General features: G+C 67.6%; 28 protein-coding genes and 1 riboswitch. Of the genes, 10 read left to right on the top strand and 18 right to left on the bottom strand.

What is annotated here, in order from left to right; all coding sequences use genetic code 11:
- Positions 1-22 precede the first annotated feature (22 nt).
- Positions 23-718: a flagellar basal body P-ring formation chaperone FlgA gene (gene flgA, locus AC1PPK_RS12615; RefSeq protein ID WP_481118158.1), complete on the top strand. Its 696-nt coding sequence runs from the start codon at positions 23-25 to the stop codon at positions 716-718.
- Here flgA and AC1PPK_RS12610 read toward each other — a convergent pair.
- The 17 genes from AC1PPK_RS12610 to fliE all read right to left on the bottom strand — a co-directional run bounded on the left by AC1PPK_RS12610 (position 703) and on the right by fliE (position 14,668).
- Positions 703-1,443: a glycoside hydrolase family 73 protein gene (locus tag AC1PPK_RS12610; RefSeq protein WP_481118157.1), complete on the bottom strand. Its 741-nt coding sequence runs from the start codon at positions 1,441-1,443 to the stop codon at positions 703-705. The two genes, flgA and AC1PPK_RS12610, sit on opposite strands and share 16 nt — an antisense overlap.
- Positions 1,430-1,888, bottom strand: a complete 459-nt coding sequence (flgN, locus tag AC1PPK_RS12605; protein WP_481118156.1) for a flagellar export chaperone FlgN — start codon at positions 1,886-1,888, stop codon at positions 1,430-1,432. The genes AC1PPK_RS12610 and flgN overlap by 14 nt, the downstream gene beginning before the upstream one ends.
- A complete protein-coding gene (gene flgM, locus AC1PPK_RS12600; RefSeq protein WP_481118155.1) occupies positions 1,885-2,169 on the bottom strand; it encodes a flagellar biosynthesis anti-sigma factor FlgM in 285 nt (94 codons plus the stop codon). The genes flgN and flgM overlap by 4 nt, the downstream gene beginning before the upstream one ends.
- Before the next feature lie 31 nt (positions 2,170-2,200).
- Entirely contained in the window at positions 2,201-3,196 is a 996-nt protein-coding gene (locus AC1PPK_RS12595) for a flagellar motor protein MotB (RefSeq protein WP_481118154.1), read from the bottom strand.
- Positions 3,189-4,097 carry a flagellar motor stator protein MotA gene (motA, locus tag AC1PPK_RS12590; protein WP_481118153.1) on the bottom strand — a complete coding sequence of 303 codons (909 nt, stop codon included), beginning with the start codon at positions 4,095-4,097 and terminating at the stop codon, positions 3,189-3,191. Before motA ends, AC1PPK_RS12595 begins: the two co-directional genes overlap by 8 nt.
- Before the next feature lie 25 nt (positions 4,098-4,122).
- The gene (gene fliA, locus AC1PPK_RS12585; protein ID WP_481118152.1) at positions 4,123-4,818 is read right to left on the bottom strand and encodes an RNA polymerase sigma factor FliA; all 696 of its coding nucleotides are present in this window, start codon (positions 4,816-4,818) and stop codon (positions 4,123-4,125) included.
- A gap of 6 nt (positions 4,819-4,824) precedes the next feature.
- Entirely contained in the window at positions 4,825-5,283 is a 459-nt protein-coding gene (locus tag AC1PPK_RS12580) for a flagellar basal body-associated FliL family protein (protein WP_481118151.1), read from the bottom strand.
- 5 nt (positions 5,284-5,288) lie between these two features.
- The gene (locus tag AC1PPK_RS12575) at positions 5,289-7,010 is read right to left on the bottom strand and encodes a flagellar hook-length control protein FliK (protein ID WP_481118150.1); all 1,722 of its coding nucleotides are present in this window, start codon (positions 7,008-7,010) and stop codon (positions 5,289-5,291) included.
- A complete protein-coding gene (locus AC1PPK_RS12570) occupies positions 7,007-7,324 on the bottom strand; it encodes a hypothetical protein (protein WP_481118149.1) in 318 nt (105 codons plus the stop codon). The genes AC1PPK_RS12575 and AC1PPK_RS12570 overlap by 4 nt, the downstream gene beginning before the upstream one ends.
- Positions 7,317-7,703 carry a flagellar export chaperone FliS gene (gene fliS / locus AC1PPK_RS12565; RefSeq protein ID WP_481118148.1) on the bottom strand — a complete coding sequence of 129 codons (387 nt, stop codon included), beginning with the start codon at positions 7,701-7,703 and terminating at the stop codon, positions 7,317-7,319. Before fliS ends, AC1PPK_RS12570 begins: the two co-directional genes overlap by 8 nt.
- Before the next feature lie 31 nt (positions 7,704-7,734).
- Positions 7,735-9,129, bottom strand: coding sequence for a flagellar filament capping protein FliD (gene fliD, locus AC1PPK_RS12560; protein WP_481118147.1), 1,395 nt, complete (start codon positions 9,127-9,129; stop codon positions 7,735-7,737).
- A gap of 96 nt (positions 9,130-9,225) precedes the next feature.
- A complete protein-coding gene (locus tag AC1PPK_RS12555) occupies positions 9,226-9,675 on the bottom strand; it encodes a flagellar FliJ family protein (protein WP_481118146.1) in 450 nt (149 codons plus the stop codon).
- Complete coding sequence (gene fliI, locus AC1PPK_RS12550) at positions 9,672-10,982, bottom strand: flagellar protein export ATPase FliI (RefSeq protein WP_481118145.1); 1,311 nt, start codon at positions 10,980-10,982, stop codon at positions 9,672-9,674. The genes AC1PPK_RS12555 and fliI overlap by 4 nt, the downstream gene beginning before the upstream one ends.
- A complete protein-coding gene (gene fliH, locus AC1PPK_RS12545; protein WP_481118144.1) occupies positions 10,979-11,653 on the bottom strand; it encodes a flagellar assembly protein FliH in 675 nt (224 codons plus the stop codon). Before fliH ends, fliI begins: the two co-directional genes overlap by 4 nt.
- The gene (locus tag AC1PPK_RS12540) at positions 11,650-12,681 is read right to left on the bottom strand and encodes a flagellar motor switch protein FliG (protein ID WP_481118143.1); all 1,032 of its coding nucleotides are present in this window, start codon (positions 12,679-12,681) and stop codon (positions 11,650-11,652) included. The genes fliH and AC1PPK_RS12540 overlap by 4 nt, the downstream gene beginning before the upstream one ends.
- Positions 12,665-14,320, bottom strand: a complete 1,656-nt coding sequence (fliF, locus tag AC1PPK_RS12535; RefSeq protein ID WP_481118142.1) for a flagellar basal-body MS-ring/collar protein FliF — start codon at positions 14,318-14,320, stop codon at positions 12,665-12,667. Before fliF ends, AC1PPK_RS12540 begins: the two co-directional genes overlap by 17 nt.
- Before the next feature lie 21 nt (positions 14,321-14,341).
- On the bottom strand, positions 14,342-14,668 hold the full coding sequence (fliE, locus tag AC1PPK_RS12530; RefSeq protein WP_481118212.1) for a flagellar hook-basal body complex protein FliE: 327 nt from the start codon (positions 14,666-14,668) through the stop codon (positions 14,342-14,344).
- 504 nt (positions 14,669-15,172) lie between these two features.
- A riboswitch (cyclic di-GMP riboswitch) is annotated at positions 15,173-15,260 on the bottom strand.
- A 260-nt stretch (positions 15,261-15,520) separates the two neighbouring features.
- Here fliE and AC1PPK_RS12525 point away from each other — a divergent pair.
- From AC1PPK_RS12525 to AC1PPK_RS12490, 8 genes are all read left to right on the top strand, one after another.
- Positions 15,521-16,375: a FliM/FliN family flagellar motor C-terminal domain-containing protein gene (locus tag AC1PPK_RS12525; RefSeq protein WP_481118141.1), complete on the top strand. Its 855-nt coding sequence runs from the start codon at positions 15,521-15,523 to the stop codon at positions 16,373-16,375.
- A 5-nt stretch (positions 16,376-16,380) separates the two neighbouring features.
- Entirely contained in the window at positions 16,381-16,743 is a 363-nt protein-coding gene (gene fliN / locus AC1PPK_RS12520; protein WP_481118140.1) for a flagellar motor switch protein FliN, read from the top strand.
- A 10-nt stretch (positions 16,744-16,753) separates the two neighbouring features.
- On the top strand, positions 16,754-17,521 hold the full coding sequence (fliP, locus tag AC1PPK_RS12515; RefSeq protein ID WP_481118139.1) for a flagellar type III secretion system pore protein FliP: 768 nt from the start codon (positions 16,754-16,756) through the stop codon (positions 17,519-17,521).
- 13 nt (positions 17,522-17,534) lie between these two features.
- Positions 17,535-17,807 carry a flagellar biosynthesis protein FliQ gene (gene fliQ / locus AC1PPK_RS12510; protein ID WP_481118138.1) on the top strand — a complete coding sequence of 91 codons (273 nt, stop codon included), beginning with the start codon at positions 17,535-17,537 and terminating at the stop codon, positions 17,805-17,807.
- Positions 17,808-17,825: 18 nt separating this feature from the next.
- Positions 17,826-18,596 carry a flagellar biosynthetic protein FliR gene (gene fliR, locus AC1PPK_RS12505; protein ID WP_481118137.1) on the top strand — a complete coding sequence of 257 codons (771 nt, stop codon included), beginning with the start codon at positions 17,826-17,828 and terminating at the stop codon, positions 18,594-18,596.
- Positions 18,597-18,599: 3 nt separating this feature from the next.
- Entirely contained in the window at positions 18,600-19,742 is a 1,143-nt protein-coding gene (locus AC1PPK_RS12500; protein WP_481118136.1) for an EscU/YscU/HrcU family type III secretion system export apparatus switch protein, read from the top strand.
- Between the two features lie 55 nt (positions 19,743-19,797).
- The gene (locus AC1PPK_RS12495) at positions 19,798-21,888 is read left to right on the top strand and encodes a flagellar biosynthesis protein FlhA (protein WP_481118135.1); all 2,091 of its coding nucleotides are present in this window, start codon (positions 19,798-19,800) and stop codon (positions 21,886-21,888) included.
- Positions 21,889-22,039: 151 nt separating this feature from the next.
- Positions 22,040-22,861, top strand: a complete 822-nt coding sequence (locus tag AC1PPK_RS12490; RefSeq protein WP_481118134.1) for an EAL domain-containing protein — start codon at positions 22,040-22,042, stop codon at positions 22,859-22,861.
- Between the two features lie 122 nt (positions 22,862-22,983).
- On the opposite strand, the gene AC1PPK_RS12485 is transcribed toward AC1PPK_RS12490, so the two are convergent.
- On the bottom strand, positions 22,984-23,382 hold the full coding sequence (locus AC1PPK_RS12485) for a RidA family protein (RefSeq protein ID WP_481118133.1): 399 nt from the start codon (positions 23,380-23,382) through the stop codon (positions 22,984-22,986).
- A gap of 155 nt (positions 23,383-23,537) precedes the next feature.
- Between AC1PPK_RS12485 and AC1PPK_RS12480 the strand changes: the two genes are divergently transcribed.
- On the top strand, positions 23,538-24,440 hold the full coding sequence (locus AC1PPK_RS12480) for a LysR family transcriptional regulator (RefSeq protein ID WP_481118132.1): 903 nt from the start codon (positions 23,538-23,540) through the stop codon (positions 24,438-24,440).
- The last annotated feature ends 1 nt before the right edge of the window (position 24,441 follow it).

Genomic DNA, 24,441 nt, shown 5'->3' with positions numbered 1-24,441 from the left:
TTTTCCCCCCACAACTAGATCCGTGATCAATTCCTTGCTGGCCGCCGCGCTGGCCACCGGCATGGCCGCAGCCCGGGCCGACACCACCGGCGACGTGGCGCGGGCAGCGCGCCAGTTCCTCAGCGCCGAAGCGGTGCGCCTGGGGCTCGTCGAGCCGCAGTTCGCCATCGAGGTGGTCGGCAGCCCGCCGAAGGCCCAGCCCTGCGCCAGACCCGTCAGCGTCGAACCCGCCGACACCCAGTTCCCGTCGCGCATGCGCTTCGTCGCGAGCTGCGCGGCGGCGGGCTGGAGCGAGACATACACGGTGCGCGCCGAGCTCAGCGCCCAGGTCGTGGTGGCCGCCAGCCAGCTCAACAGCGGCCAGCCCATCGTCGCCGACGACCTGCGGCTGGAGCGGCGCACGCTGGTGAGCCTGCAGGACGCGCTTTCCGACCCGGCCGCGCTCGTCGGCATGGCCAGCCGGCGCGCGCTGCGGCCGGGGCAGCTGGTGGACCGCCGCGCACTGGTCGCCGCGGTGCTGGTGCGCCGCGGCGCCAGCGTGACCATCGTGGCGCGCAACCAGGGCATCCTGGTCAGCTCGACCGGCGAAGCCACCGAGGCAGGGCACCGCGACGACGTGATCGGCGTGCGCAACAGCGCCACCGGCCGGGTGATCCGGGCGCGGGTGACGGGCGCGAACGAAGTGGAACCTGTCGGCATCGTTCAGTCCCCCGACTGAAGCCGGGCGGCGATGCGCGCCAGCTTGGCCCCGTATTGGGGATCGGTGGCGTAGCCACCCTGGGCCAGGCCACGGGCGTAAGCTGCGACGTCGTTGCCAGTGTTGAGCGCCCCCTTGTATCGGGGGTTGTCGAGCAGCAGGCGGCCGAAATCGCGGAAGGCCTCGCCGGGATTGGCGTAGCTGCGGAAGCGCTCGGTCCGGGTCAGCTTCGCGCCGCCTTCGTATTCGGTGGTGGCGATGCTCGCGCTGCCGCCCTGCCAGGCCCCGCCGGCTTTGATGCCGAACAGGTTGTGGGTGTCGCCGCCGTCGGACTGGCGGATCGGCCGCTGGCCCCAGCCCGACTCCAGCGCGGCCTGGGCGGCGAGGATGTCCGGCGACACGCCGAGGCGGCGCCCGGTCTCGGCGGCCAGCGGCGCGATGGCATCGAGGAAGGCGCGGCTATCCGCCGGCAGCCCGTCCTGCTGGATGCCGGCGCTGGCCGGTTCGGGCTCAGCAGCCGGCGCCATGCCCTGGCGGGCCAGATAGGCACGCGCCGCCGCATCCAGACCCATGACGGCGCCGCTGTCGCCACCGCCGTTCTCGATGAAGTCCGTCACTTCCCGGTTCACATCGCGCATCAGCGCGGCGAAGTCGCCCTTGCCGGCACCGCCGGTGGGCAGCGCGATGTCGTCGGCGATGACGTCGAAGGCTGCGCCACTGCGGAAGACGGCGTCAGGCCGGAGCATAGACATCGTCTCCGTCCTTGAGTACGCGCTGCATGATCTCGTGCTGATCCATCAGCAACTGGCCGTTGCGTACATTAAGGGCCTTGCACTCGCGCACCAGCGCACCCAGCCTGCTCCAGCCGGCCTGGGCCGCGCTGCGCTGACTCTCGGGCAAGCGGGCCAGCAGTGCCGTGACGGCCTCGGCGGGCGGCATCCCCTTCAGCGCGGCGGCAAACACCCGCAACAAGCCGTTGCGCTCCTGGCGCCGCGCGTCGAGGGTGTTGCACAGCGCGACGATCTCGTCGGCGAGCCCCGCCAGCCGGCCGCTGTCGTGGCGCAAGGCCGCGTCGAACTGCGCGTCGAGCCGTTCCTGCAGCCGCTCGTAGTCGACCACGTCCGCGCGCACGCCGGCGGCGAGGCGGAGCAGCGCCTGGGCAGGCGTGGGGGGCTGCATCGGCTGGGTCATGAGCGGCTGCCGTGGTAGCGGTCGATCAGGCCCGCCAGCTTGCTGGCGTCGAAGGGCAGCTCGCCCTTGGCCAGGGCGTCGCGCAGGGCGTCCACCTTGGCCCGGTCGATCTCGGGCATGGCCTGCAGGGCTTCCTTGGCCTGTAGCAGCGCCGCCGACTGCAAGGGCGCCTGTTCGGCGGCGCTGGCGGTAGGGGCGACGGCGGGCACGTTGGCGACCGGCGCGACCTCGGAGGTCGCAGCGGCGGAAGTCATCGGGATGGAAGGACCGGAAATCTTCATTCGGGACTCTCTGGGTTTGGTTCGCATGGGCTTAGCGGGCAGCGCCCTCCAGCAGGCTGCGCACGTCGGCACCCTGACGGGCGGCGCCGGCTTCGCCGGCACGGGGCAGGCCTACGTTCACACCGTCGATCAGCGGGGCCACCGCGGCAGGCATGCCGAAGGTGGCGGACAGGCTACGGGCCTGTTCGCTGCTCAGGATCAGCAGTTCGATACGGCGGTTCACCGCCGCACGGGGGTTCTTCGGGTCGAGGGGCGCCCGGTCGGCCATGCCGACCACCTGCAGCACGCTGTCCGGACGCATACCGCCGGCGAGCAGGTTGATGCGTGCGCGCATGGCCCGTTCGTTGGACAGGGTCCAGTTGGAATAGGCCGACGGGCCGGCATCGGCGTACTGCATGGCGTCCGTGTGGCCGAGGATCAGCATCTGGTTCTCGATGCGCGCGAACAGCGGCCCCATCTTGCGCAGCAGCGCACGGAAGGGCTCGCTGGGCAGCGCCGAGCCGCGGGCGAACATACCGCGCTGGTCGGTGTCGTGGAGCATCACGCGCAGGCCCTGGGCGCTCACCTCGGTGAGCAGGTTGCCGGCCAGGCCGGTGTCGGCGCTCAGACGCTTCACCACGTCGGCCAGCTCCTGCATGTCGGACGCGGTCTCGAAGCGGGTCTTCGACAATTGCGGCTCGCGCCCGGCCTGGCCATCGCCATTGGAGCGCAACTTGCCGTTGGGATCGTCGCCGCGATCCGGCACCGGCAGGCGGTCGATCAGACTGCCGCGCGGCCCGCCCACCGCCTCCGGGCTGCGGCCGGCGCCGTCTTCCATGAACTCGCCGCTGGCCGTGCGGGTGATGTCGGCCAGTTGCTCGGCATTGCGGGCGGCCATCACCCACAGCACCAGGAACAAGCACATCAGCGCCAGGCAAAAGTCGGCAAAGGCGACTTTCCAGGCGCTGCCATGGGCTTCTTCGTCGTGCTTGCGGGAAACCCGCTTGACGACGGCCTCGCCGTGCTTCTTGTCGGCCAGACTAGGCATTCGCGCGTGCTCCGCCGCGTCGCTGCATCACCGCGTCCGGATCGCCGCTGAGGGCGTTGATCCAGCTTTCCAGCTCGGCGAAGCTCGGCTTGATGTTGAGCTGCACCAGGCGCCGGCCGGCGTCGATGGCCAGCAGCGCCGGCTTGCCCGACACGTGGGTGACCAGCACCACCTTGACGCATTCGAGGGCCGACAGCTCCCGCGTGACGACCTGCTTCATCATGTTGGCGATGGGGTCGAGCAGGCCGTAACAGAAGAAGATGCCGATGAAGGTACCGACCATCGCCGCAGCCACGCGCTCGGCGATCTCGGCCGAGTTGGCACCTTCGCCGACCGTGTTCATCGCCATCACGATGCCCAGCACCGCCGCCAGGATGCCGAAGCCCGGCATCGCCTCGGCCACCTTCGACAGAGACTTGGCGGGCTGGCCGAGTTCGTCGTGAATGGATTCCAGCTCCTGTTCGAGCACACCTTCCAGTTCGTGGGCGTTGATCTTGCCCATCGCCATCAGGCGGAAATTGTCCACGATGAAGGCCAGCAGCTTCGGCTCTTCGAGGATCAGCGGATAGTTGCTGAACAAAGGGCTGTTGTGGGGCTCTTCCACGTGGGCGTCGAGGGCCTTGAGGCCACCGGCCGCCGTCTGCAGCAGCTCGTACATGAGCAGCAGCAGCTGGCGCTGGAATTCCCGCCCCTGCTTGCGGCTGGTGACGATCTGGCGGATCTGCAGCCAGGTCTCGGCCAGCACGTGGCGCGGATTGCCGAGCACCAGCGCACCGACGGCCGCGCCGCCGATGATCAGCAGCTCGACCGGCTGCCAGATGACCTTGAGGATGCCGCCACCGAGCACGAAGCCGCCGAAGACGGTGCCGAGAACGATGGCGATGCCGATGAGTTGTTGCATATGCGTTGCTCCGTCGGACCGGCGTTCAGTGTTGCAGGCACGCCCGCATCTTGCGGAGCGCCCCCTTGTTGATCTGGCAGACCCGCGCTTCGGTGAGGTCGAGCACCGTCGCGATCTCCTTCAGGCTCAGGTCGAATTCGTAGTACAGCTGAATCACCCGCTGCTCGCGTTCGTCGAGAGCCCGCAGGGCCTGCTCGATGCTGCGCCGGCGCACCAGCTGGACCTCCGGCGACGGGCCGTCGGCGGACAGGCTGCCCATCTCCTGCAGCACCTCGTCGAAACTGACCAGCACTTCGGCGTTCTCGGCGAGCAGGAACTCCTGATAGCCCTCCGGGCTCAGGCCGAGGGCCTGCATCACCTCTGCCTCGCTCGGCTCGCGGCCGATGCGGCGACTGAGGGCGCGGATGCCGTCGCGCAGACGGTGGCTTTCCTGGCGCACACTGCGCGGCCGCCAGTCCTGGCGGCGCAGCTCATCGAGCACCGCGCCGCGCACGCGCATCGACGCATAGGCGCCGAACTTCTCGTCGGGCGTACCGTAGCGGCGCAGGCAGTCCAGCAAGCCGAGCAGGCCGATCTGCTCCATGTCCTCGCGCTCCATCGCCGCGCCGATCTGGGAGCGCAGCTGACGCACGATGCGCTTCACCAGCGGCACGTACTGCAGCAGGTAGCGCTGTTCGACGGCACCGCCCTGCAGTTCGGCGTAACCTGCATACATGTCCATGGCCGCTTACTCGATGATCAGCTTGCTGACCATCGCCTCGACGAAGGGCTTTTCGCCGTGTTCGCGGGCATAGCGGTCGTTGAAGGCGCGGTTGATGTTGGCGGCGAACTCCTCGAGAGTCATCGCCGCGGCCTTTTCCTGGGAGTAACGGGACAGCTCCATCACCGCCACGCTGCGCAGCAGCGGCAGGTGTTCCTTGGTGGTCTTCTCGCTCTTCAGCGGGGTCTTGAAGACCAGGTCCATCGCCAGGTAGTGGCTCATCGATTCGCCGGTACGCCCGCGCAGCATGACGATCACCTTTTCCAGGTTGACGTAGCGGTACTCCTGCGGATCGATGGCCGGCGCAGCTTCGACCTTGGTGGCGCCGTCCTGCGGCCGCAGCAGCCACCAGGCCGCACCGGCGCCGACGCCTGCGGTCAGCACCAGGGCGCCCACCAGCAGGAGGGTTCGGTTCAGTTTGCTCATCTCTTTCATTCCTCGTTGCGGGCCAGACGGAAGGACTGACGTTCAGCCTCGGCCTCGGCATCGCCGAGGGCACGGCCCGGGTTCTGCTCGGCCTGGGCTTGACGCTGCCGCTGGCGTTCGCCGTCGCCCTGGCCCTGCCCCGGGCGGGAGGCGCTCGCGTCGGCCACTTGCACTGTCACGTCGCCGGAATGGCGCTGGCCGAGGTTGTGGCGCAGGTTGTCGCTGATGTCCTGCAACTGGCGCAGCACCTCGTTGTGGGTGGCGCTGAGATTGATCTGCAGCGCACCGTCCTGGTGGCGGATGGCGATCTCGATGCTGCCCATGCGCGGCGGCTCCAGGCGGATCACCGCGCTGTCGATGCCCCGCTCGGAGGCAAACTGCAGACGCTCGCCCAGGGCCTGCATGAGGGGCTGGCGCCATTGGTTCGCGTCGCCGTTGGGCAGGCGCAGCGCTGCGTCCGGACTGCGTGCGGAGGCCGGATCGGCGCTGCCGATCGGTGGCATGGCCGTCGGCTGCGGTTGGTCCACGCCGTCAACCAAGGCAGAACGCCCGGTCTCCGCGGCACTTCTCCCAGACATTGCAGCCGGCGCCGCGGCGCCGGCGGACACTCCTGCCACAGCCGCGGGCAAGGCGCGACTCGAGGACATCCAATCCGGTTGTTCATCCGTCCGCGACGGATGCCCGATCTCCTCCTGAACGGCGCCCGGCGCTACCACCTGCATGGCAATGACACCGGGCCGCTCGGGCACGGGCGGCACGAAAGGGGATACGCCGGCCGCGGCAGCTGGCCGTGCGATACCCAGGCGCAATCCATCCAGCCCGTCCGACGATGCCGAACGCCGAATCGCCCCCGGAATGGCACCCTGCGTTGCATCCGAAGCCACATCGACATCCGCCCCCACAGGCGCGGGCAGCCCCGCGCCGGATGCGCCGGGCACAAGTGCAGGCAGTGCGATGCTCATGAACGATCGTCCGTCCGGCGACGCCGAACGCGTGGGCTCTCCTGGGTCAGCATCCGGCCTGGCAACCTGCTCCTGGGCGCCCCCCGGCTGCTCGGGTATGGGCTGCCCGATGCCGGACGCGCCAACCGCAACCACCGGCTGTGCGGTACTCGAAAGCAGTCCATCCGGCCCATCCGTCAACGCCAAGCTCGCGCTCTTCTCCAGGACCGCCCCCGGCACGGCAATCCGCGCTGTAGCAACATCGGACCGTTCGGACACGGGCTGCGTAGTGGGCAGTACGGCCTCCGCCGGCGCGGCAGCTTGCTCGGACGCGGTCCGGAACATCGACGGGAGAGGACGCGGCGTCCCCTGCCCCGTCGCGAGCACGAGCGCCAGCGGCTGGCCGACGACGGCTGTCGTCGTGATCCCTACCGGCTCAGATACAGCCACGTCCGCTGTCGCCAAGGACAGCACTGCCAGCGGCGCGGCCTGCGACGGCGACATGAGTGCCATCAGCACGACAGGCGCGCCCTGGGCCACAGACGACCGGGTCTCATCCTCAGACGGCTCAACGCTGGCGCCGTGTCCGTCCGCCCGGTCGTCGGCAAGCACGCCGACGGCATCCGGCAGCTCGGCCAGACAGGCCTGCAGTGCAGCGTCGAAGGGGGTGTCATTCCCGACATCGCCGACGATTGCGGCAGTCGTCGGCAGCCCCGCATTGGCCGCCGCGACCGCCCCCATCGGCAGCAGGACGGACTGACCATCGGCAGACATGGCGATACTCATGCGCGCGGCTCCGACAAGTCGTAGTCGGTCAATGCGTAAGCCATCCAGCCGTCCCGATGGGTGCACATCTCCGCCAGCCGCCGGCCGATGCGGACTGCCTCATCGGCGCAGGCTTCGCGGGCCAGGCCATGCACGGCGGCCAGCGCATCCACGGCCTGCCGCTCGGCACTGCTGAGCGGAAAGCCGGTGCGGAAGCTCTTCAGCAGCGCGGCGATCTCGCCGTCGATGCGCCCGACCGCCGCCCACTGGCGGGCCGCCGTCGCAGCCCGCAAGCGGGTGGCCAGCGCGGCCAGAAGGTCCAGCCGTTCAGCCATGACGGGCCTGCATGCCTTCCCAGCCGCTGCGCAGCGTGTTCAGCAGCCCGACCACCTCGTCGATGATGCCGACATCCAGCGCCACGCCCGCCTGGTACAGGCGCTGCCCGCAGTAGGCGTAGAGCTGGTCCAGGCTGGCCACCACGTCGCTGCCCGAGTCGAGGTCGAGCGCGCTCGCCAGCCCGTTGAGCATGCCCAGGGCCCGGTCGAGGCTGTGGGCCTTCTGCTCGTAGCGCCCGCCCTCGATGTGGGCGCGGGCGCGGAACAGCTCCTCGATCAGGCCGTCCGTCAGGATCAGCACGAGTTGTACCGGCGAGGCCTGGGCGGTCTGCGCCGCCAGGTTGTCGCTGTGATAGCTCTGATAAGCGGAGTGATGCACGGTGGTGGTCCCGGTGGTTCGATGAAGTCGGTCAGTTGCCGCTGGTGCTCAGGCTGCTGAACATGTCGGAGGTCTGGCTCATCTGGTCCTGCAGGGTCTGCAGGGCCGTGAATTGCTGCAGGTAGCGCTCGTAGTACAGCTTGAAGGTGGCGTCGAGACGGGTCTGCTTGTCGGTCAGCTCGGTCTGCGTGCGCTGCACCGAGTCCTGGCGGTTCTTGAGAAGGCCGTTGGCGCTGTTCAGCCACACCCCGGCGTAATCGTTCAATGCGCCGAGCAGGCCACTGCCGCCGGTGGTGGCGGTGCTGCCGAAGACCTGCGACAAGCCATCCGGATGAGCCGCAAGGGCCTTGCTCAGCTTGCTGCTGTCGAGGCTCAACACGCCGCTGCGGTCGCTCGCCACGCCCAGATCGATCACGCTCAGACCGCCGAAACTCTGGCGCAGGATGCTGCTCAGCTTGCCGCGCAGCGCGCGGATGCCGGCGTCGGATGCAAACGCGCCGGCGCTCGTCTTGCCGTCGGCGCTGCCCGCGGCGGTGAGGCTGTCGAGCGTCTTGTTCAGCGCGTTGTAGGCATCGACGAAGGTCTGCACGTTGGCTGCGGTGCCGCTGGCATCACTGGCCACCGTCAGCGTCACCGGCGCGGCGCCGGCCGTCATGGCCTGGTTGAAGCTGATGCTGACGCCGGGGATCGACGTGAAGGTGTTGCTGGCCTGTTCCAGCTTGATGCCGGTGCCCTGCGCGCCCAGCCAGACCACCGCGTTCTGGGCTGCGGCCAGCACGTTCGGGGCGGCGCCCAGAGCAGTCTGCAGGGCGCCGGACGGCAAGCCGCTGGCATCGATGGTGATGTTGGGGACGACGCCCGTCAGCGGGTCGGCAACGCCGCCGGTCTGAGCCGCCGTCAGCAGCAGCTGGGTCTTCCCGTTGGCGCTCACCGTGGTGGCCGTCACCTTGCCCTGGTTGGTCGGGGCCAGGTTGATGGCGCGCGCCACTTCCGACTGGGAGATGGTGCCGTCGTTGTCGGCATCGGCCAGCGCGACGTTGATCGTCGTGCCGTCGGGCATCTGTACGACGATCGGGCCGCCCTCGGAGGCCGCCGCGGCGGGCAGGTCCTGGTAAGCGACCTGGCTGCCGGTGGCCAGCTTTTCGACGAAGAAGGAGTAGGAACCGGCCTGTGCGGTGGACGTGGCGCTCGCGCCGCCGATTGCCGGATTGCTGAAGGTCGCGGTGTTCTGGCTCAACCCCTTCTTGGCGCTGAGGCTCGTCACCGCGCTGTTGAAGGTGTTGAGTGCGGAGCGCAGGGAATTCAGCGCGGTGGATGTCGCCTGCGCCTTGTTGGTCTGGGTGGTCAGTTGGTCCTGGGCGGCCTGGGTGTAGGCCGTGGCCAGGGAATTGGCCATCGAGGTCGGATTGATGCTCGTGCTAGCCATGGAGCTCTCCTACGGGGGAAGAAGTGAATCGGAATTCGCCTTCGTTAAAGGCGACCGGATCCGCTCCCGTCTGAAATTCCGTGCTCATTCCGGCGTTCATGCCCGCCTCCGCCACCAGCTCTGGGTGGCCAGCTCATCCTGGCGTTTCTGCTCGCCCTGCCGCTGCTCCCGCTGCAGGGCCTGCAGCTTGCCGTCCAGCACCTGGCTGACGGCCTCGTGGCGTTGCACCGCACGGGTCAGCGCCAGCTGGGCCAGTTGCAGGTCGGCGTCATGGCGCTCGACTTCGTCGCGCTGGTTGTCGGCGAGGTTCAACACCGCCTGTTTGTAGTCTCCGCAGTTCAGGGACAACGCGGCGACGTGGACCGCCGGTCGTTCGCCGCTAACGGTGGCGCTGGCGCACAGCTGCTCCAGGCGCGCCAGCGTGGCGCGATGGCGCTCCAGCTGAGTGCGGCGGCCGGCCAGCTCACCGACCAGGCTGTCCTTTTCGCGGCGGCGCTGGTCGACGACGGCAGCGAGGCCGCGCAGGGTCTTGGGATGGGTGCTCATGCCAGCAGGCTCTCCAGTCGGGCCAGGGTGTCGGCAAAGGGCGCGGCCTCCCGCGTACCCTGGTGCAGGAAGGCCTCGATCCGCGGGTACAGGGCCACCGCCCGATCGGTGGCCGGATCGGCGCCGGCCACGTAGGCGCCCAGCGGCAGCAGGTCACGCACGCGGACGTAGCGGGAATACAAGGCCTTGATCTCCCGCGCCGCCGCCTGCTGGGCGGGAGTCGTCACCTGCGCCATGCAGCGGCTGATGGACTGGGCGATGTCGATGGCCGGGTAGTGGCCGCGGTCGGCCAGCTCGCGGGACAGTACGATGTGGCCGTCGAGGATGGCCCGCGCGGTGTCCACCACCGGGTCCTGCTGGTCGTCGCCTTCGGCCAGCACGGTGTAGATGGCGCTCATGCTGCCCGCCTCGTGCTCGCCGTTGCCGGCGCTCTCCACCAGCTGCGGCAGCAGGCCGAACACCGACGGCGGATAGCCGCGGGTGGCCGGCGGTTCGCCGAGGGCCAGCGCCACTTCGCGGCGGGCCATCGCGTAACGGGTGAGGGAGTCGACCAGCAGTAGCACGTTCTGGCCCTGGTCCCGGTAATGGGCGGCGATGGCATGGCACAGCTCGGTGGCGCGCAGGCGCATCAGCGGCGACTCGTCGGCCGGCGCGATGACGACCACCGCACGGGCCAGCCCGGCCGGCCCGAGGGACATGTCGATGAACTCGCGCACTTCGCGGCCGCGCTCGCCGATCAGGCCGACCACCACCACGTCGGCGACGGTCTGGCGGGTGATCAAGCCGAGCAGCACGCTCTTGCCGACGCCGCTGCCGGCCATCAGGCCGACGCGCTGGCCACGCCCGAGGGTCAACAGGCCGTTGAGGGCGCGCACGCCGACGTCGAGGACGCCTTCCACCGGCTTGCGGCGCAGCGGATGGACATGCGGCGGCCGAGCCGCCAGCGGGTGCTCGCCCCCCAGGCGGCCACGGCCATCCACCGGCTCGCCCAGGCCATTGACGATGCGCCCCAGCCAGGACGGCCCGATCATCAGCCCGCCCTGCTCGGCCGCCGGCAGCACGCGGGCGCCGGTGGCCAGGCCTTCCGGGCGCTTGAAGGGCATCAGGTAGGAGACGTCGTTGCGGAAGCCGACCACCTGGGCGGCGATCCACTCACCGCTAGCGGTTTCGATGCGGCAGCACTGGCCGGTCTGGAAGGCGCAGCCGGTGCTCTCCAGCAGCAGACCCGAGGCGCCGACCAGGCGGCCGGTCAGCGTGGCCACCGGGACGTCGGCGAATTCGAGCTGGCGCAGCGCGGCGGCGATCACGGACGCACCTCCTCGCCGTCCTCGGCGAGATGGGTTTCGAGTTGTTCGATACAGGCGGCGAGGCGTTGGCGGCAGCCGGCGTCGGCCTCGCGCCCGTCGGCACGAACGCGGCACTCGCCGGGCTCCAGGCGCGGATCGGCGATCAGCGTCCAGCGCGACGCACGATCCGGCGCCAGTTCGAGGATGCGTTCCCGCTCTTCCGGGTTCAGGAAGACCTCGACCCCTTCGCGGGCCGGCGGCATCGTCGCCAGGGTCTCGTCCACCAGCGCGAGCAGTTGCACCGGCTGCAGGGCCAGTTCGCTACGGATGACCTGACGGGCCACCTTGGCGACCAGATCCACCACCTCCCGGCGCAGCGCACCCTGGTAGTCGGCCTGCATCTGGCGCAGGCTGGCGATCAGCCCATCGATCGGCGCACTCAGCGTGTCGAACTGGGCCAGCACCTCCTGGCGAGCCTCGTCACGGCCTGTGCGCAGCCCTTCACGGCGGCCCTCCGCCAGTCCGTCCCCACGTCCCTGGGCCAGGCCCAGTTCATGCCCTTCCCGGTAGCCCCGCTCCATGCCCTGGTGGAAGCCATCGGCCAGGGAAGCCTGGGCCTCCGCCGCACTGGCGACCGACGCGCCAGCCACGAGGGACAAGGGGGGGAAACGGTAGGGCCGAAAGTTCTTCATTCGACCGTCGCCTCGGCGAACAGCTGGATCTCGATCTCGCCCGCATCGACGAGTTCCTTGACCTGCCCCATGATCTCGGCACGCACCTGCTCGACGCGGCTGCGCGGCACCGGGCCGCTGCGCCGCATCAGATCCTCGAAGCCCTGCGCCTGACGACGCGGCATCGCCCGCAGGATGGCCTCGCGCACCGCCGGCTCGGCCCCCTTGAGGGCAATGGCCCACTGGTCGAGGGCCACTTCTTCGATGAGACGGGTGATGACCTCGTCGTTCTGACGGGACAGTACGTAGAAGTCGTACATGCTGACCTCGATCTCCGACACCATCTCGGGATCGTGGGCGCGCAACATCTCGACCATCTGCTGGCGGTTGCCGGGCAGCCGGTTGAGGATCTCGGCGGCGTGACGCACACCCTCCACGCTGGCGCTCTGCAGCCCCAGGCTGTCCAGGCAGCGGAGCACCATCTCCTCCAGCTCGATCAGCAGCTCGCGGTCGATCTCGGTGAGGCGCGCCACATTGAGCAGCACCTGGTCCCGGTTGTCGGACGGCAGCGCATCGACGATCTCGCTGGCCAGCGCGGCCGGCAGGAAGGCCAGGAACACCGCCTGCATGCGCACGTGTTCGTTGATCAGCTGCTCGGCCAGCCACTTCGGCGAGGCCCACTGGAGGCGCGCCATCTTCGGGCGGATCTCGTCGCCGTAGATCTTGTTGAGCACGCTGCCGGCGATGTCGGCGCCGAGCGCCAGGTCGAGGGAGCGCCGCAGGTAGGTGCGCGACGCACCATGCACGCCGCTCTGCTCCCGGTAATCGTCGAAGAAGCGCTGCAGCGAGCTCTTTACCGCCTCCACCTTGATGCCGCTCATCCGCGACATCACCTGGGTGACTTCCAGCAACTCGTCGCGAGACAGGCAGCGCAGCACCGCGGCGGCGGGCTCCTCGCCCATCGACAGCAGCACGATGGCGGCCTGTTCCACCGGCGTCGGCGTGGCGCCGGGGACGATCATGTCGGGCAGATTATTCGCTTCGGCCATTTTTCTGCATCCATTGGCGGACCACTTCGGCAACGCGCTCCGGCTCCTTCGCCGACAGCACCTTCAGGTGTTCAACCATCACGTCCACCGGCGAACCCGGCGCCGGCAGGTCGTAGTTTTCGAGCAGGCCGGCGACCGGCATGCGCTGAGCATCGGGTGCGGCCAACGCGGCGTGCGCTGCCGGCGCGGCGAGTTCCGGACTGGCAGGGTCCTGCGCCTCTGCCAGCTCGTCGACGGTCTCGGCAGCGGGCAACGCCAGACGCTGCTGGACCAGCTTCATCAGCGGACGGACGATGAACAGGAAGGCCAGCAGCAGGCTGATCGCGTAGGCCAGCCAGCTCGCCATCTCGATGATGTTGTCGCGTTGCTGCCACCAGGCCACGCTGTCATCCACCGGCTTGCGGAAGCCGCTGGCGGTGACGACCAGGCTGTCTCCGCGCGCTGAGTCGATGCCGAGGCCGCTGCGCAGCACCTTGTCCACATTGGCCAGCGCCTCCGGCGTCCACAACTTGCCGTCGGGGGCCGCGGCGTTGTTCATCACCACCGCCACGGAGAGCTTCTTCAGGCGGCCGCGGCTGCGCTTCACCTGGGTCACGCTGCGGTCATAGGCGTACTGGCGGGTGGTGGCGTTCTTCTTGGTGGTCGCTGCCTCCGGCTCCTCCTCGGCCTTCACCGCCACCGGGCGGTTGCTGAGAGAACCCGGCACACCGACCGCCAGCGGGTCGCGGCCGTTCTCGGTGCGCATCGCCTCGTTGGTGATCTTCGGCGCCTCGCCGTAGCGTTCGGTGGTTTCCTGGATGCGGTCGTTGTCCACCTCGGCGGTGACGCTGACCTTGAAGTTGCCCGTGCCAAGCATCGGCAGCAGGAGATCCTCGGCATTGCGCTGGGTCTCGTCGCGGAAACGGTGGGACGCGTCGTTGAGCTGGGCACCCTCGAAGCCCTCGCTGAGATCGACGCGGGCGGACAGCAGGTTGCCGGCCTGGTCGACTACGCTGACCCGCTGCGGATCGAGACCGGCCACGCTGTTGGCAACCATGTTGATGATCGCCGCGATCTGTTCGGGGCTGAGGGAGCGGCCGGCCTTGAGGGCCAGTACCACCGACGCGGTGCTCTTCTCGCCGTCATTGACGACGAAGGACGAAGAGCGCGCGATGGACAGGTGCACCCGCGCCGAATCCACCGCGTCGAGGGTCATGATGCTCTGCACCAGCTCCCCCTCCAGGCCGCGGCGGAAACGCACGTCCTGCACGAACTGGCTGACCCCCAGCGGGTCATTGCGGTCCATCAGCTCCAAACCCTGCGGCAGCTTGGCGACGACGCCCTTGGCCGCCAGCAGCATGCGGACCTCGCCGAGGCGCTTGGCCGGCACCAGCACCTGGCCGGAATCCGGATGGAGCCGGTAGGGGATGCCCTGGGCATCGAGCAGCGCGATCATCTCGGCGGACGCCACCTTCTCGCGGCTGCCGAACACCGGCTTGTAGCCCGCCTGGTCGTTCCACGCGAACATCAGCACCAGCGCGGTGATCGCCAGCGCCAGCAGCACGATGGGCAGCAGGCCCTTGACGAAGCCCGGCGGCAGCTTCGGCAGGCCGCCGGGGGCGCGCAGGCGGGCCAGGGCGGGAGAGAGGGAGAGATTCACGAGTGGCGTCCCAGGGTGCGCTTAGAGCGGCAGCTTGATGAGGTCGTCCATCGCACCGACCATCTTGTTGCGGACCTGCATCAGCATCGAGAAGGACAGGCTGGCTTCCTGACTGGACAACATCGCCCCCACCAGATCGTCGCTGCGGCCGCTGTCCACGTCGGCCATGCGCTCGCCGGCGACGCGGTCCTTCTCATTGACGCCAAGCACGGCCTGCTTGAGGTGCTCACCGAAGCCGTCGGCTTCGGGGCTGGCCGCATCCAGCGGATTGGCCGCCGGCACGGCCAGGTCGGCGGCCGGCAGGCTGCCCTGCAGCTTCATCAGGTCGGCGCCGATCGACGCCAGCATTTCAGTCACCACCACACTCTCCTTCGGAAACGGGATGCGCCGGAATGGCGCCCCGCACGCACCAGCCGGTGGGGCGGGATTCAATCGCCAATTGGCGTTGCGTTTTTTTGGGCAAAAGGAATCCCTCACACGCTCAATGCGGCAATTTAAAAAAAGAACGAATAAATCGATGAAAAAGAATTGAACAGGCAATAAGGCCGGAATTAGAACCGGACGCAAATAGACCTCGCGCCGAATCGAATCGGGCAAAGGGGGTCAGGAGAAAACCCTGATCCGGATCCAGGCGTACGGAGGGCAGGCGAACGACACCATGCCCGAACGGCCTTGGTGCGTATTCAAACGAGAATGTGATGGTTCATGCGCTTTCCCTCATCGACGTGCTCGGGGCGCACACATGGGAAAGACGAGGCGCAGCCGCCAGAAAGGCGACAACACAGACCCGGCGCGGCGTACAGGCAAAGCCCACACGGACAACAACCGGCGGAACCGAGTCAGCGGTTCCTGTCTGGCAACCCCGCTATCGTAGCCCGTAAGAGCTTTAGACCGGAGGCTTTGCGACCCCGTCTTTCGAACGGGTGTGCCCAAATTTAAGTTTTCGCGGTTTTGGTCGCGAGTTGGAGTGATTATGCCCAGAAGCTTTCCGCCAGGCAATCACTTTTTTCAATTCAGCCCCAGATTGAATTAATCGATAAACGGCCCATCAATTCCTGTTGCGTTAAATCGAATTAATCCGCAAACTAAAAATAATTAGATCCAAGTCTTTCCGGATTAAGAATTCAGGAAACGCCATTCGCGGGCGAAACGCGACCGGCATTCTGCTCGAATTGCCGGACAATCATTGGTAATACAGACATGCAGAAATCCGCAGCGCCGCGCGGTGGAATGACGCTCGACCCTCTCTCTCTGGGGCGCCCGCTCCACCTGCTGGAGCGCTTCACCGCGCTCGCGCGGGACGATCTCGACGAGGCCTTGCGCGGCAGCCTGAACCGTCGCTACCGCGCGCAGTTCGAAGTCGCAGACGTCCGCCTCGTGCCCGTCGACCGCCTCCCCGAGCACCGCCGCTGGAACGGCTACACGCACGAACGGGGCCGTATCGATTTCGCGCTGGACCGCCAACTCCTGCTGTGCGCCCTCGACTACCGCTACGGTGCCCACCCTGTAAGCAAGGCCGGTCCGCGGGACGAGGCGCCGGTGACGGCAACGGAAGAACGCCTCGCCGCGTTGCTCGGGCGGCGCTTCACCGGAGTACTGGTGGATCGCCTGGAAGGACGTGCTCCGTCCCACGACGGCAGCGCCCACACCGGACGCCTGCTCGGCGACGCCACCACGGCACTGCGCCGCCAGGGCGCCTGGGCCCTGCGCGTCGGCATGCGCGAACGGACCCACGGCATCGACGGCGGCATGTACTTCCTGCTCGAGGAGGCCTGGCAGCGCCATCTCCTGCAACAACTGGCACCCACGCGCGATCGACCTGGCGAACCGGCCGCGGCCCAGCCTTTCCCGCACCGCCTGCGGCTCGCGCTGACGGCCCGCCTGCTCGAGAAGGACATTCCGCTGGGGCGCCTGCTCGACCTGCGGGTCGGCGACGTGATCCCGGTGCGCCTGGGGCCATCCGACATCCTGGTCGACGATTCCCGGCTGTTCACGGCTCAGGTCGTGGAACACAAGGGCAAGCTTTGTTTAACCGCTTTTGAAGATGTGGAGTGAGTGGGATGGACCCGATCAACGCAAGCCTCGACGACATGCTGGGTGACTTCGACGGTGAAGCCAGCGCCTTCGGTGAAAGCACCGAACCCACCCCGGCGCCGCGCCCTGCCCGGCCACTGGCCCAGATGCTGCGCAAGATCCCGGTGCGGCTGACGCTGGAAGTCGGCTCGACCAGCATCTCGCTGCAGGACCTGATGAACATCGACCGCGACAGTGTCATCGAGCTCGACACCCTGGCCGGCGAACCTCTGGTCATCAAGGTGAACGGCACGCCCATCGGCCGCGCCGAAGTCGTGCTGGCCGGCGAGAACTATGGACTGAAGGTCGTCGAGTTGTGCGACCTGGACCTGGGCACGCTGGCGTCATGAGGCTGGCAGCATGACACCGCCACACACGCGTCTATGGCCGTCCGCGGCCCTGGGGCTGCTGGCGCTCGCGCTACTGGCCCTGCCGGACCTGGCCTGTGCCGACCAGATCGGGCTGTTCACCAGCACCGCCCAGGGCGCGAAGACCGAGCTGACGGTCAAGACCCAGGTGCTGATCATCATGACCCTGCTCGGGCTGCTGCCCGTGCTGGTGCTGATGATGACCAGCTTCACCCGCTTCGTCATCGTGCTGTCCCTGCTGCGCCAGGCCCTCGGCCTGCAGCAGGGCCTGCCCAACCGCATCATCACCGGCGTGGCGCTGATCCTCACGCTGCTGGTCATGCGCCCGGTCGGCGACACCATCTGGGAGAAGGCGCTGCAACCCTACGACCAGGAGAAGATCGGCCTGCAGGAGGCGCTCGCCATCGCCGAGCAGCCCCTGTCCCGCTTCATGCTCGCCCAGACCAGCAAGAGCGCGCTGGCCCAGGTGTCCCGGCTGGCCGGCGAGAAGACTGTCGACAAACCCGAACAGCACGCCTTCACCGTCAAGCTGGCGGCCTTCGTGCTCAGCGAGCTGAAGACCGCCTTCCAGATCGGCTGCATGCTGTTCATCCCCTTCCTGGTCATCGACCTGGTGGTGTCGTCGGTGCTGATGGCCATGGGCATGATGATGCTGTCGCCGCTGGTCATCTCCCTGCCCCTCAAGCTGCTGCTGTTCGTGCTGGTGGACGGCTGGACCCTGACCGTCGAGACGCTGGTGACCAGCGTGCGCGGCCTGTGAACGAGGACGTGCCATGCTGACGCCCGAGATCGCCGCCGACCTGATCGGCGAAGCCCTGCAGATGGTCATGGTGCTGGTCGCCGTGCTGGTCGTGCCCGGCCTGGTGGTCGGTTTGCTGGTCGCGCTGTTCCAGGCCGCCACGCAGATCAACGAACAGACCCTCAGCTTCCTGCCGCGGCTGGTCGTCACGCTGCTGGCGATCACGCTGGCCGGGCGCTGGATGACGTCCTACGTGATGGACTTCTGCGTCGCCGTGTTCCGGCGCGCCGCCACGCTGGTGGGCTGAGTCCGCCCCCGCCGCATCATGGAAGCGCTCTTCGGCCAGCTGCTCGCCCTTCTGCACACCCTGTGGTGGCCCTTCTGCCGCAGCCTGGCGCTGTTCAGCGCGGCACCGGTGATCGGCGAGAACATGCTGCCGGTACCGATCCGCGTGCTGCTGTCGCTGCTCGTCGCGGTGGTCATGCTGCCAGTCGTCGGCCCTTCCACGCACATCGATCCCTTCTCGATGGCCGGCGTGCTGGCCACCGGCGAGCAGCTGCTGATCGGCTTCGTGATCGGCCTGGCCTTCCACCAGCTGATGGCCATCCTCGCCATCCTCGGTTTCCTGGTGTCGTCCCAGATGGGCCTCAGCATGGCAGTCATGAACGACCCGATGAACGGCACCTCGTCGGACGTGGTATCCGGCCTGCTCTACATGCTCGGCGTCATCGTGTTCTTCTCCATCGACGGCCACCTGGTGTTGACCGGCGTGCTCGCCGAGAGCTTCCACGCCTGGCCGGTGGGCCGCGGTTTCGACTTCCTGGCCCTGCAGACCCTGGCCCTCAACATTGCCTGGGTGTTCGCCGCGGCGCTGCTGCTCGCGGTGCCCATCATCTTCTCGACGCTGGTGGTGCAGGTCGGGCTTGGCTTCCTCAACCGCGTGGCGCCGGCCCTCAACCTGTACGCCCTCGGCTTTTCGCTGATCACCCTGTTCGGCCTTTACATGCTGGTGCGCATCATCGGCTTCGTGCCGGAACACTACGTGCGCATGACCAGCCACGTACTGCGCCTGCTCCACCACGACATGGGGCTGTGAGCGATGGCCGACACCTCGACCGAAGACAAGAGCGAAAAGGCCTCCGCGCAGAAACTGCGCAAGGCCCGCGAACAGGGCCAGACGGCCCGCTCACGGGACTGGGCCACCGCCCTCGGCCTGCTCGTCAGCGTCAAGCTGCTGCTCCTCTTGATGCCTGGCTACCTGGCGGATTTCCGCGCCCTGTTCGGCGTCGGCTTCGCCGCGCTGGACGGCGACGCCACGCTGGACAACCTGTGGTCCATCGCCTTCACGACCACCATGCTGCTGCTCGCCAAGATGCTCGCCCCGCTGTTCGCGGTGCCGCTCATCGTATCCATCGGCTCGCTGGTGCCGGGCGGCTGGGTGCTCAGCGGCGAGAACCTGAAGCCCAAGCTGGACCGCCTCAACCCGCTCTCCTACGCCCAGCGCCTGACCCAGCCCAAGCACCTGGTCGAGCTGGCCACCACCGTCCTCAAGGCCAGCGCGCTGGGCCTGGTGCTGTGGCACGTGGTCAGCAGCGGCCGCGAGGCCTTCATGCAGCTGCAGGCCCAGCCCCTCGATCAGGCCCTGGCAGGCGGCGCCGGCCTGATGGTGGACGGCATCATGGCCTTGTGCGCGGTCTTCGTCGTCTTCGCGCTGATCGACGTGCCGGTGCAGCACTTCATCTACCTGCGCGGCCAGCGCATGGGCCGGCGCGAGATGAAGGAGGAACACAAATCCACCGAAGGCCGCCCGGAAGTGCGCCAGCGAATCCGCCAGATCCAGCAGCAGCTGGCCCGCCGCGGCGTGCGCAAGACGGTGCCCGGCGCCGACGTGGTGATCGTCAACCCGCAGCACTACGCGGTCGCCCTCAAGTACGACGCGGCCCGCGCCGAGGCGCCCTACGTAGTGGCCAAGGGCGTGGACGAGATGGCCTTGTACATCCGCGCGGTGGCCACCGAGCACAAGGTCGAGATCGTGCCGATGCCGCCGCTGGCCCGCGCCATCTACAACACCAGCCAGGTCAACCAGCAGATCCCGGCCCCGCTGTACCGCGCGGTGGCCCAGGTTCTGGGCTATGTGCTGCAGCTGAAAGCCTTCCGCAACGGCCAGCGACCGCAGCGCCCGGACCTGCCGGACCCGCCGCCGGTGCCGCGGCAGTTCCTCGACACAGAAACCGACACCTGAACCACCGCCAGCCCCCCATTCCAGCCCGCCTCCCGACGGACCACGAACCACCGCCATGAACACCCTGCGCCAACTCCTCTCCGACCTCAGCCGACACCGCGTCGCCGCGCCGCTGTTCGTGCTGACCATCCTGTCGATGGTCATCCTGCCGCTGCCGCCGGTGGTGCTGGACGTGTTGTTCACCTTCAACATCGTGCTGGCGCTGATCGTCATCCTGGTCAGCGTGAATGCGCGGCGACCTCTGGATTTCTCGATTTTCCCGACGATCATCCTGGCCACCACGCTACTGCGCCTGACCCTCAACGTGGCGTCCACGCGGGTCGTACTGCTGCGCGGTCACGAGGGCACCGGCGCCGCCGGCCAGGTCATCGAGGCCTTCGGCCACGTGGTCATCGGCGGCAACTTCGTGGTCGGTCTGGTGGTGTTCGTGATCCTGATGATCATCAACTTCATCGTCGTCACCAAGGGCGCCGAGCGGATCTCCGAGGTGTCGGCCCGCTTCACGCTGGACGCCCTGCCCGGCAAGCAGATGGCCATCGACGCCGACCTCAACGCCGGTCTGATCAACCAGGAGAAGGCCCAGCAGCGGCGCCGCGAAGTGGCCGCCGAGTCGGACTTCTACGGGGCGATGGACGGTGCCTCCAAGTTCGTGCGCGGCGACGCCATCGCCGGCATCCTGATCCTGCTCATCAACATGCTCGGCGGCGTCGCCATCGGCGCGCTGATGCACGACCTGAGCCTCTCCGACGCCTTCCGCCTGTACGCGCTGCTGACCATCGGCGACGGCCTGGTGGCACAGATCCCGGCGCTGCTGCTGTCCTCCGCGGCAGCCATCGTGGTGACCCGCGTCGGCAACGACGGCAAGGACTTCGAGCAGCAGGTGGCGGCCCAGATGCTGGCTTCTCCGGCCGTGCTATACGGCGCCGCCGGGCTGATGGTGACGCTGGCGGCGATCCCCGGCATGCCGTGGCTGGTCTTCCTGGCCTTCGGCGGCGTGCTCGGCTTCGTCGCCTGGCGCCTCGGCCGCCGCCCCGCGGTGCCGGCCGAAGCGGACAGCGCCGCCATCGAGGCCGCGCTGCTCACCGAGAGCGCCCCCGAGCTGGACTGGACCGGCCTGCCCTTCGTCGAGCCGCTCGGCATCAGCGTCGGCTACAAGCTGGTCGGCCTCATCGACAACGCGCAGGGCGCACCACTCACCAAGCGCCTGGCCGGCATGCGCCAGGGGCTCAGCGAGAGCCTGGGCCTGCTGCTGCCGAAGATCCGAGTGCGCGACGACCTGACGCTGAAGCCGGCCCAGTATTCGGTACTCCTCAACGGCACGCCGATCGCCCAGGTGCTCACCTACCCGGACCAGCTGATGGCCATCCCATCGCCGCAGATTTACGGTGAGCTGGACGGCACGCCGGGCATCGAGCCGGCCTACGGCATGCCGGTGGTATGGATCGCGCCGGAGCAGAAGGCCCACGCGCTGGGCCTCGGCTACCAGGTCGTGGACGTGGCGAGCATGATCGCCACCCACGTCGCCAAGCTGATGCGCGACCACCTGCCCGAGCTGATCGCCCACGAGGACGTGCCGGCGCTGCTGGAGCGCTTGACCGCGGTGGCGCCGAAGCTCGCCACAGCCCTCGAGAAGGCCTACAGCCACAGCCTGCTGCTGAAGATATTCCGCGTATTGCTGGCCGAGAACGTGTCCCTGAAGGACATCGTGCCGATCGCCACCACGCTGCTCGAGAACGCCGAAGCCACCCGCGACCCGATCCTGCTTGCCGCCGAGGTGCGCTGCACGCTGCGCCGCCAGCTCGTCGCCGCACTGGCGGGCCCGAGCGGCGAGATGAAGGTCTTCAACCTGGGCGGCGAGCTGGAGAACATGCTGCTCGGCTCCCTCAACCAGGCCCGCCAGGGCGGCAAGGCCGCCCTCGACAACTACCCGATCGACCCCAACCTGCTGGCCCAGCTGCAGTCCAACATGCCCCAGGTGCGCGAGCAGATGAAGCAGCAGAACGTACCGCCCATCCTGCTGGTGATGCCGCAGATCCGCCCGCTGCTGGCCCGCTACGCGCGCCTGTTCGCGCCGGGCCTGTCCGTGCTGTCCTACAACGAGATCCCGGAGCAGCGCGAGGTCAGCATCGTCGGCTCGCTGGGCTGAACCCCACCCTGCTCCACCGTGGGCGGCCCGGCCGGGCTTCCACATATGTTTTGCAGAATTTCTTGGTTCCGCCCGCGGCCACGTGGCAATAGATTTGGCAGCCGGACCGCCCCCCTGCGCGGCCGTACCCGATCCACCAAGGAGTCTCCCCATGGCCGCCGCGACCGCATCCCACCTCAACCCGCTGGCGCGGGACTTTCTCGCCCGCCTGCCGCAGGAGCCCGTCCCCGGCAAGCAGCTGCACCGCACGGAAAGCGGCGCGGTGGTGGGCGACTGGTTCGGCTTCGAGCTGTCGAGCGCCTTCCAGCCTATCGTCGATGCGACCAGCGGCGCTGTCGTCGGCCGCGAGGCCTTCCTGCGCAGCCATGGCCCGGACGATGACGGACTGTCGCCATGGACGCTGTTCTCCGCCGCCGCCGAAGATGCCCGCCTGATCGCCCTCGACCGCCTGGCGCGCACCGTGCACCTGCTCAACGCGCTGGCCGCCGGCAATGAGCTTCCCCTCTTCCTCAACGTACATGGCCGCCTGCTGGCCGCCGTCGGCGACGACCACGGCCGCGCCTTCCGCCGCGTGGTGGACGCCCTCGGCGTGGCGCCGGACAACATCGTCATCGAAACACCGCCAGAAGCCAGCGCCCAGCCCGATCTGCTGGCCTTCGTGCTGCGCAACTACCGCAACAACGGCTTCCGCGTGGCGGTCAATGTGGAGTCCGCGGCCCAGTGGCAGGCCATCGCCAACACGGTGTGGCCGCAGTTCGTGAAGGTGGACCGGCGCAAGCTCGGCAGCGGCGTCGAAGCCCACGAGCGCCTCAAGTGGCTGGCCGCCCTGCGCGAAGACGCCCGCATCATCGTCACCCATGTGGAGGAGCCGGCACCGGAATTGGCTGCGGACCACGTGCTGCTGCAGGGCTACGCCTACGGCCACCCAGTGGGAGCAAATGCATTTATCCAAGCGCGAGGTTTGAGCGTTTGAATCTCCTCTTAACACATCTTTGCTGATGTCACTCGGCTAGCGTTCGTCCAATTCGATGGCGCAGGCCCTCGTCCGTAAACGGGCCGCTCTCGCCCTCGAAGACGTGAGCATCTTCCATCGGCTCAAGCTACAGGCAATCTGGCGATCACCTTGATTTCGAACTGGAAGCCAGACAGCCAAGTCACGCCAACCCCCGTCAGCGTTGGGTATGGCGCCTCACCCCAGTAATCCGGCAGCACTTTCCAGACGGTCTCTAACGTGTTCTGCGGATCGACCAGGAATACCGTGACATCGACCACATGGTCAAAAGTGCATCCGGCTGCCTCCAGTACCGCATTGAGGTTGTCAAAGGCGAGCCGAATCTGTGCCTCCAACTCGGGCTCTGGCGAACCATCCTCGCGACTGCCGACTTGGCCAGACACGAAAAGGAAACCGTCCGCGCGCACCGCCGGGGAATAACGATTTCGTTCATACAAAGCTTGACGCCCTGCAGGGCATACAACGTCACGGGATGACACCATGGCACGTTCTCACTTTCTGGTCCGGCAAGCTCTGCCAGACTTCATTGGGATAAGTGCCAGACTCTACAAGCAGGGATTTCATCGATAAATGGCCGATTTCCTTCATCAGAATTTGTAAAATTCAAACAATAACAATCGAATTCTCGGAACAAAATATGGATCGGTTCGATGCCATGCGAGTGTTTGCATGTGTGGTGGAAACAGGCAGCTTTACCAAGGCGTCGGAGACCCTACATATCAGCCGGGCGACAGCAACCCAGTTGGTGCAGCAACTCGAGACTCACCTGCAAGCCCAGCTGCTTCATAGAACCACCCGCAAGGTCAAAGTGACCGTTGCAGGGCAAAACTTCTACGACCATGCGATTCGGTTGCTGGCCGACCTGCAGGAAGCGGAACAAAGCGTGGCAGGAGGATCGGACATGCTCGAAGGGCGCTTGCGGGTCGATGTGCCCAGCCCGCTGGCCCGCTTGATCCTGATACCTGCACTCCCCGCTTTCTACGAGCGCCACCCTGGCATTCAGCTTGACATGCGGGTCAGCGATCGCACGTCCGACCTGCTGGATGAAAACATCGACTGTGTGATTCGGGGAGGGCCTATCGCGGACCAGACATTGATCGCCAAGCGGGTGGGCGACCTCCGTCTACAGACCTACGCCGCGCCGGAATACCTGCGACGCACTGGGAGTCCCGACCATCCAAGCGAACTCGATGGCCCTGCTCATCGGATCGTGGGTTATCTGTGGGCACACAGGAACCAGCGCGTCCCATATCCGATGCGACGTGGCGAGGAGATTGTCAGCATCCGTGGCAACTATGCCCTTGCCGTGGATGACGGTAATGCTTATCTGGCTGCGGGCGTGGCCGGACTTGGAATCGTATGGCTGCCAGACTACATGGCCCAGCGTTGCACAAGCGAGGGCACGTTGATCCTGTTGTTTCCTGAGTGGCAACTGGACCTCATGCCATTGCATGTCGCTTTCCACCCAAGCCGGCGTACCAATGCCAGGCTACGCGCCTTCATCGATTGGGTGGAGGAACTGATCGGCGCGACCTCCTGAC

Source organism: Zoogloea sp. JDB1 (assembly GCF_056724025.1).
The sequence above is the reverse complement of the archived record's forward strand: the minus strand, read 5'-3'. Positions and strand labels throughout refer to the sequence as shown.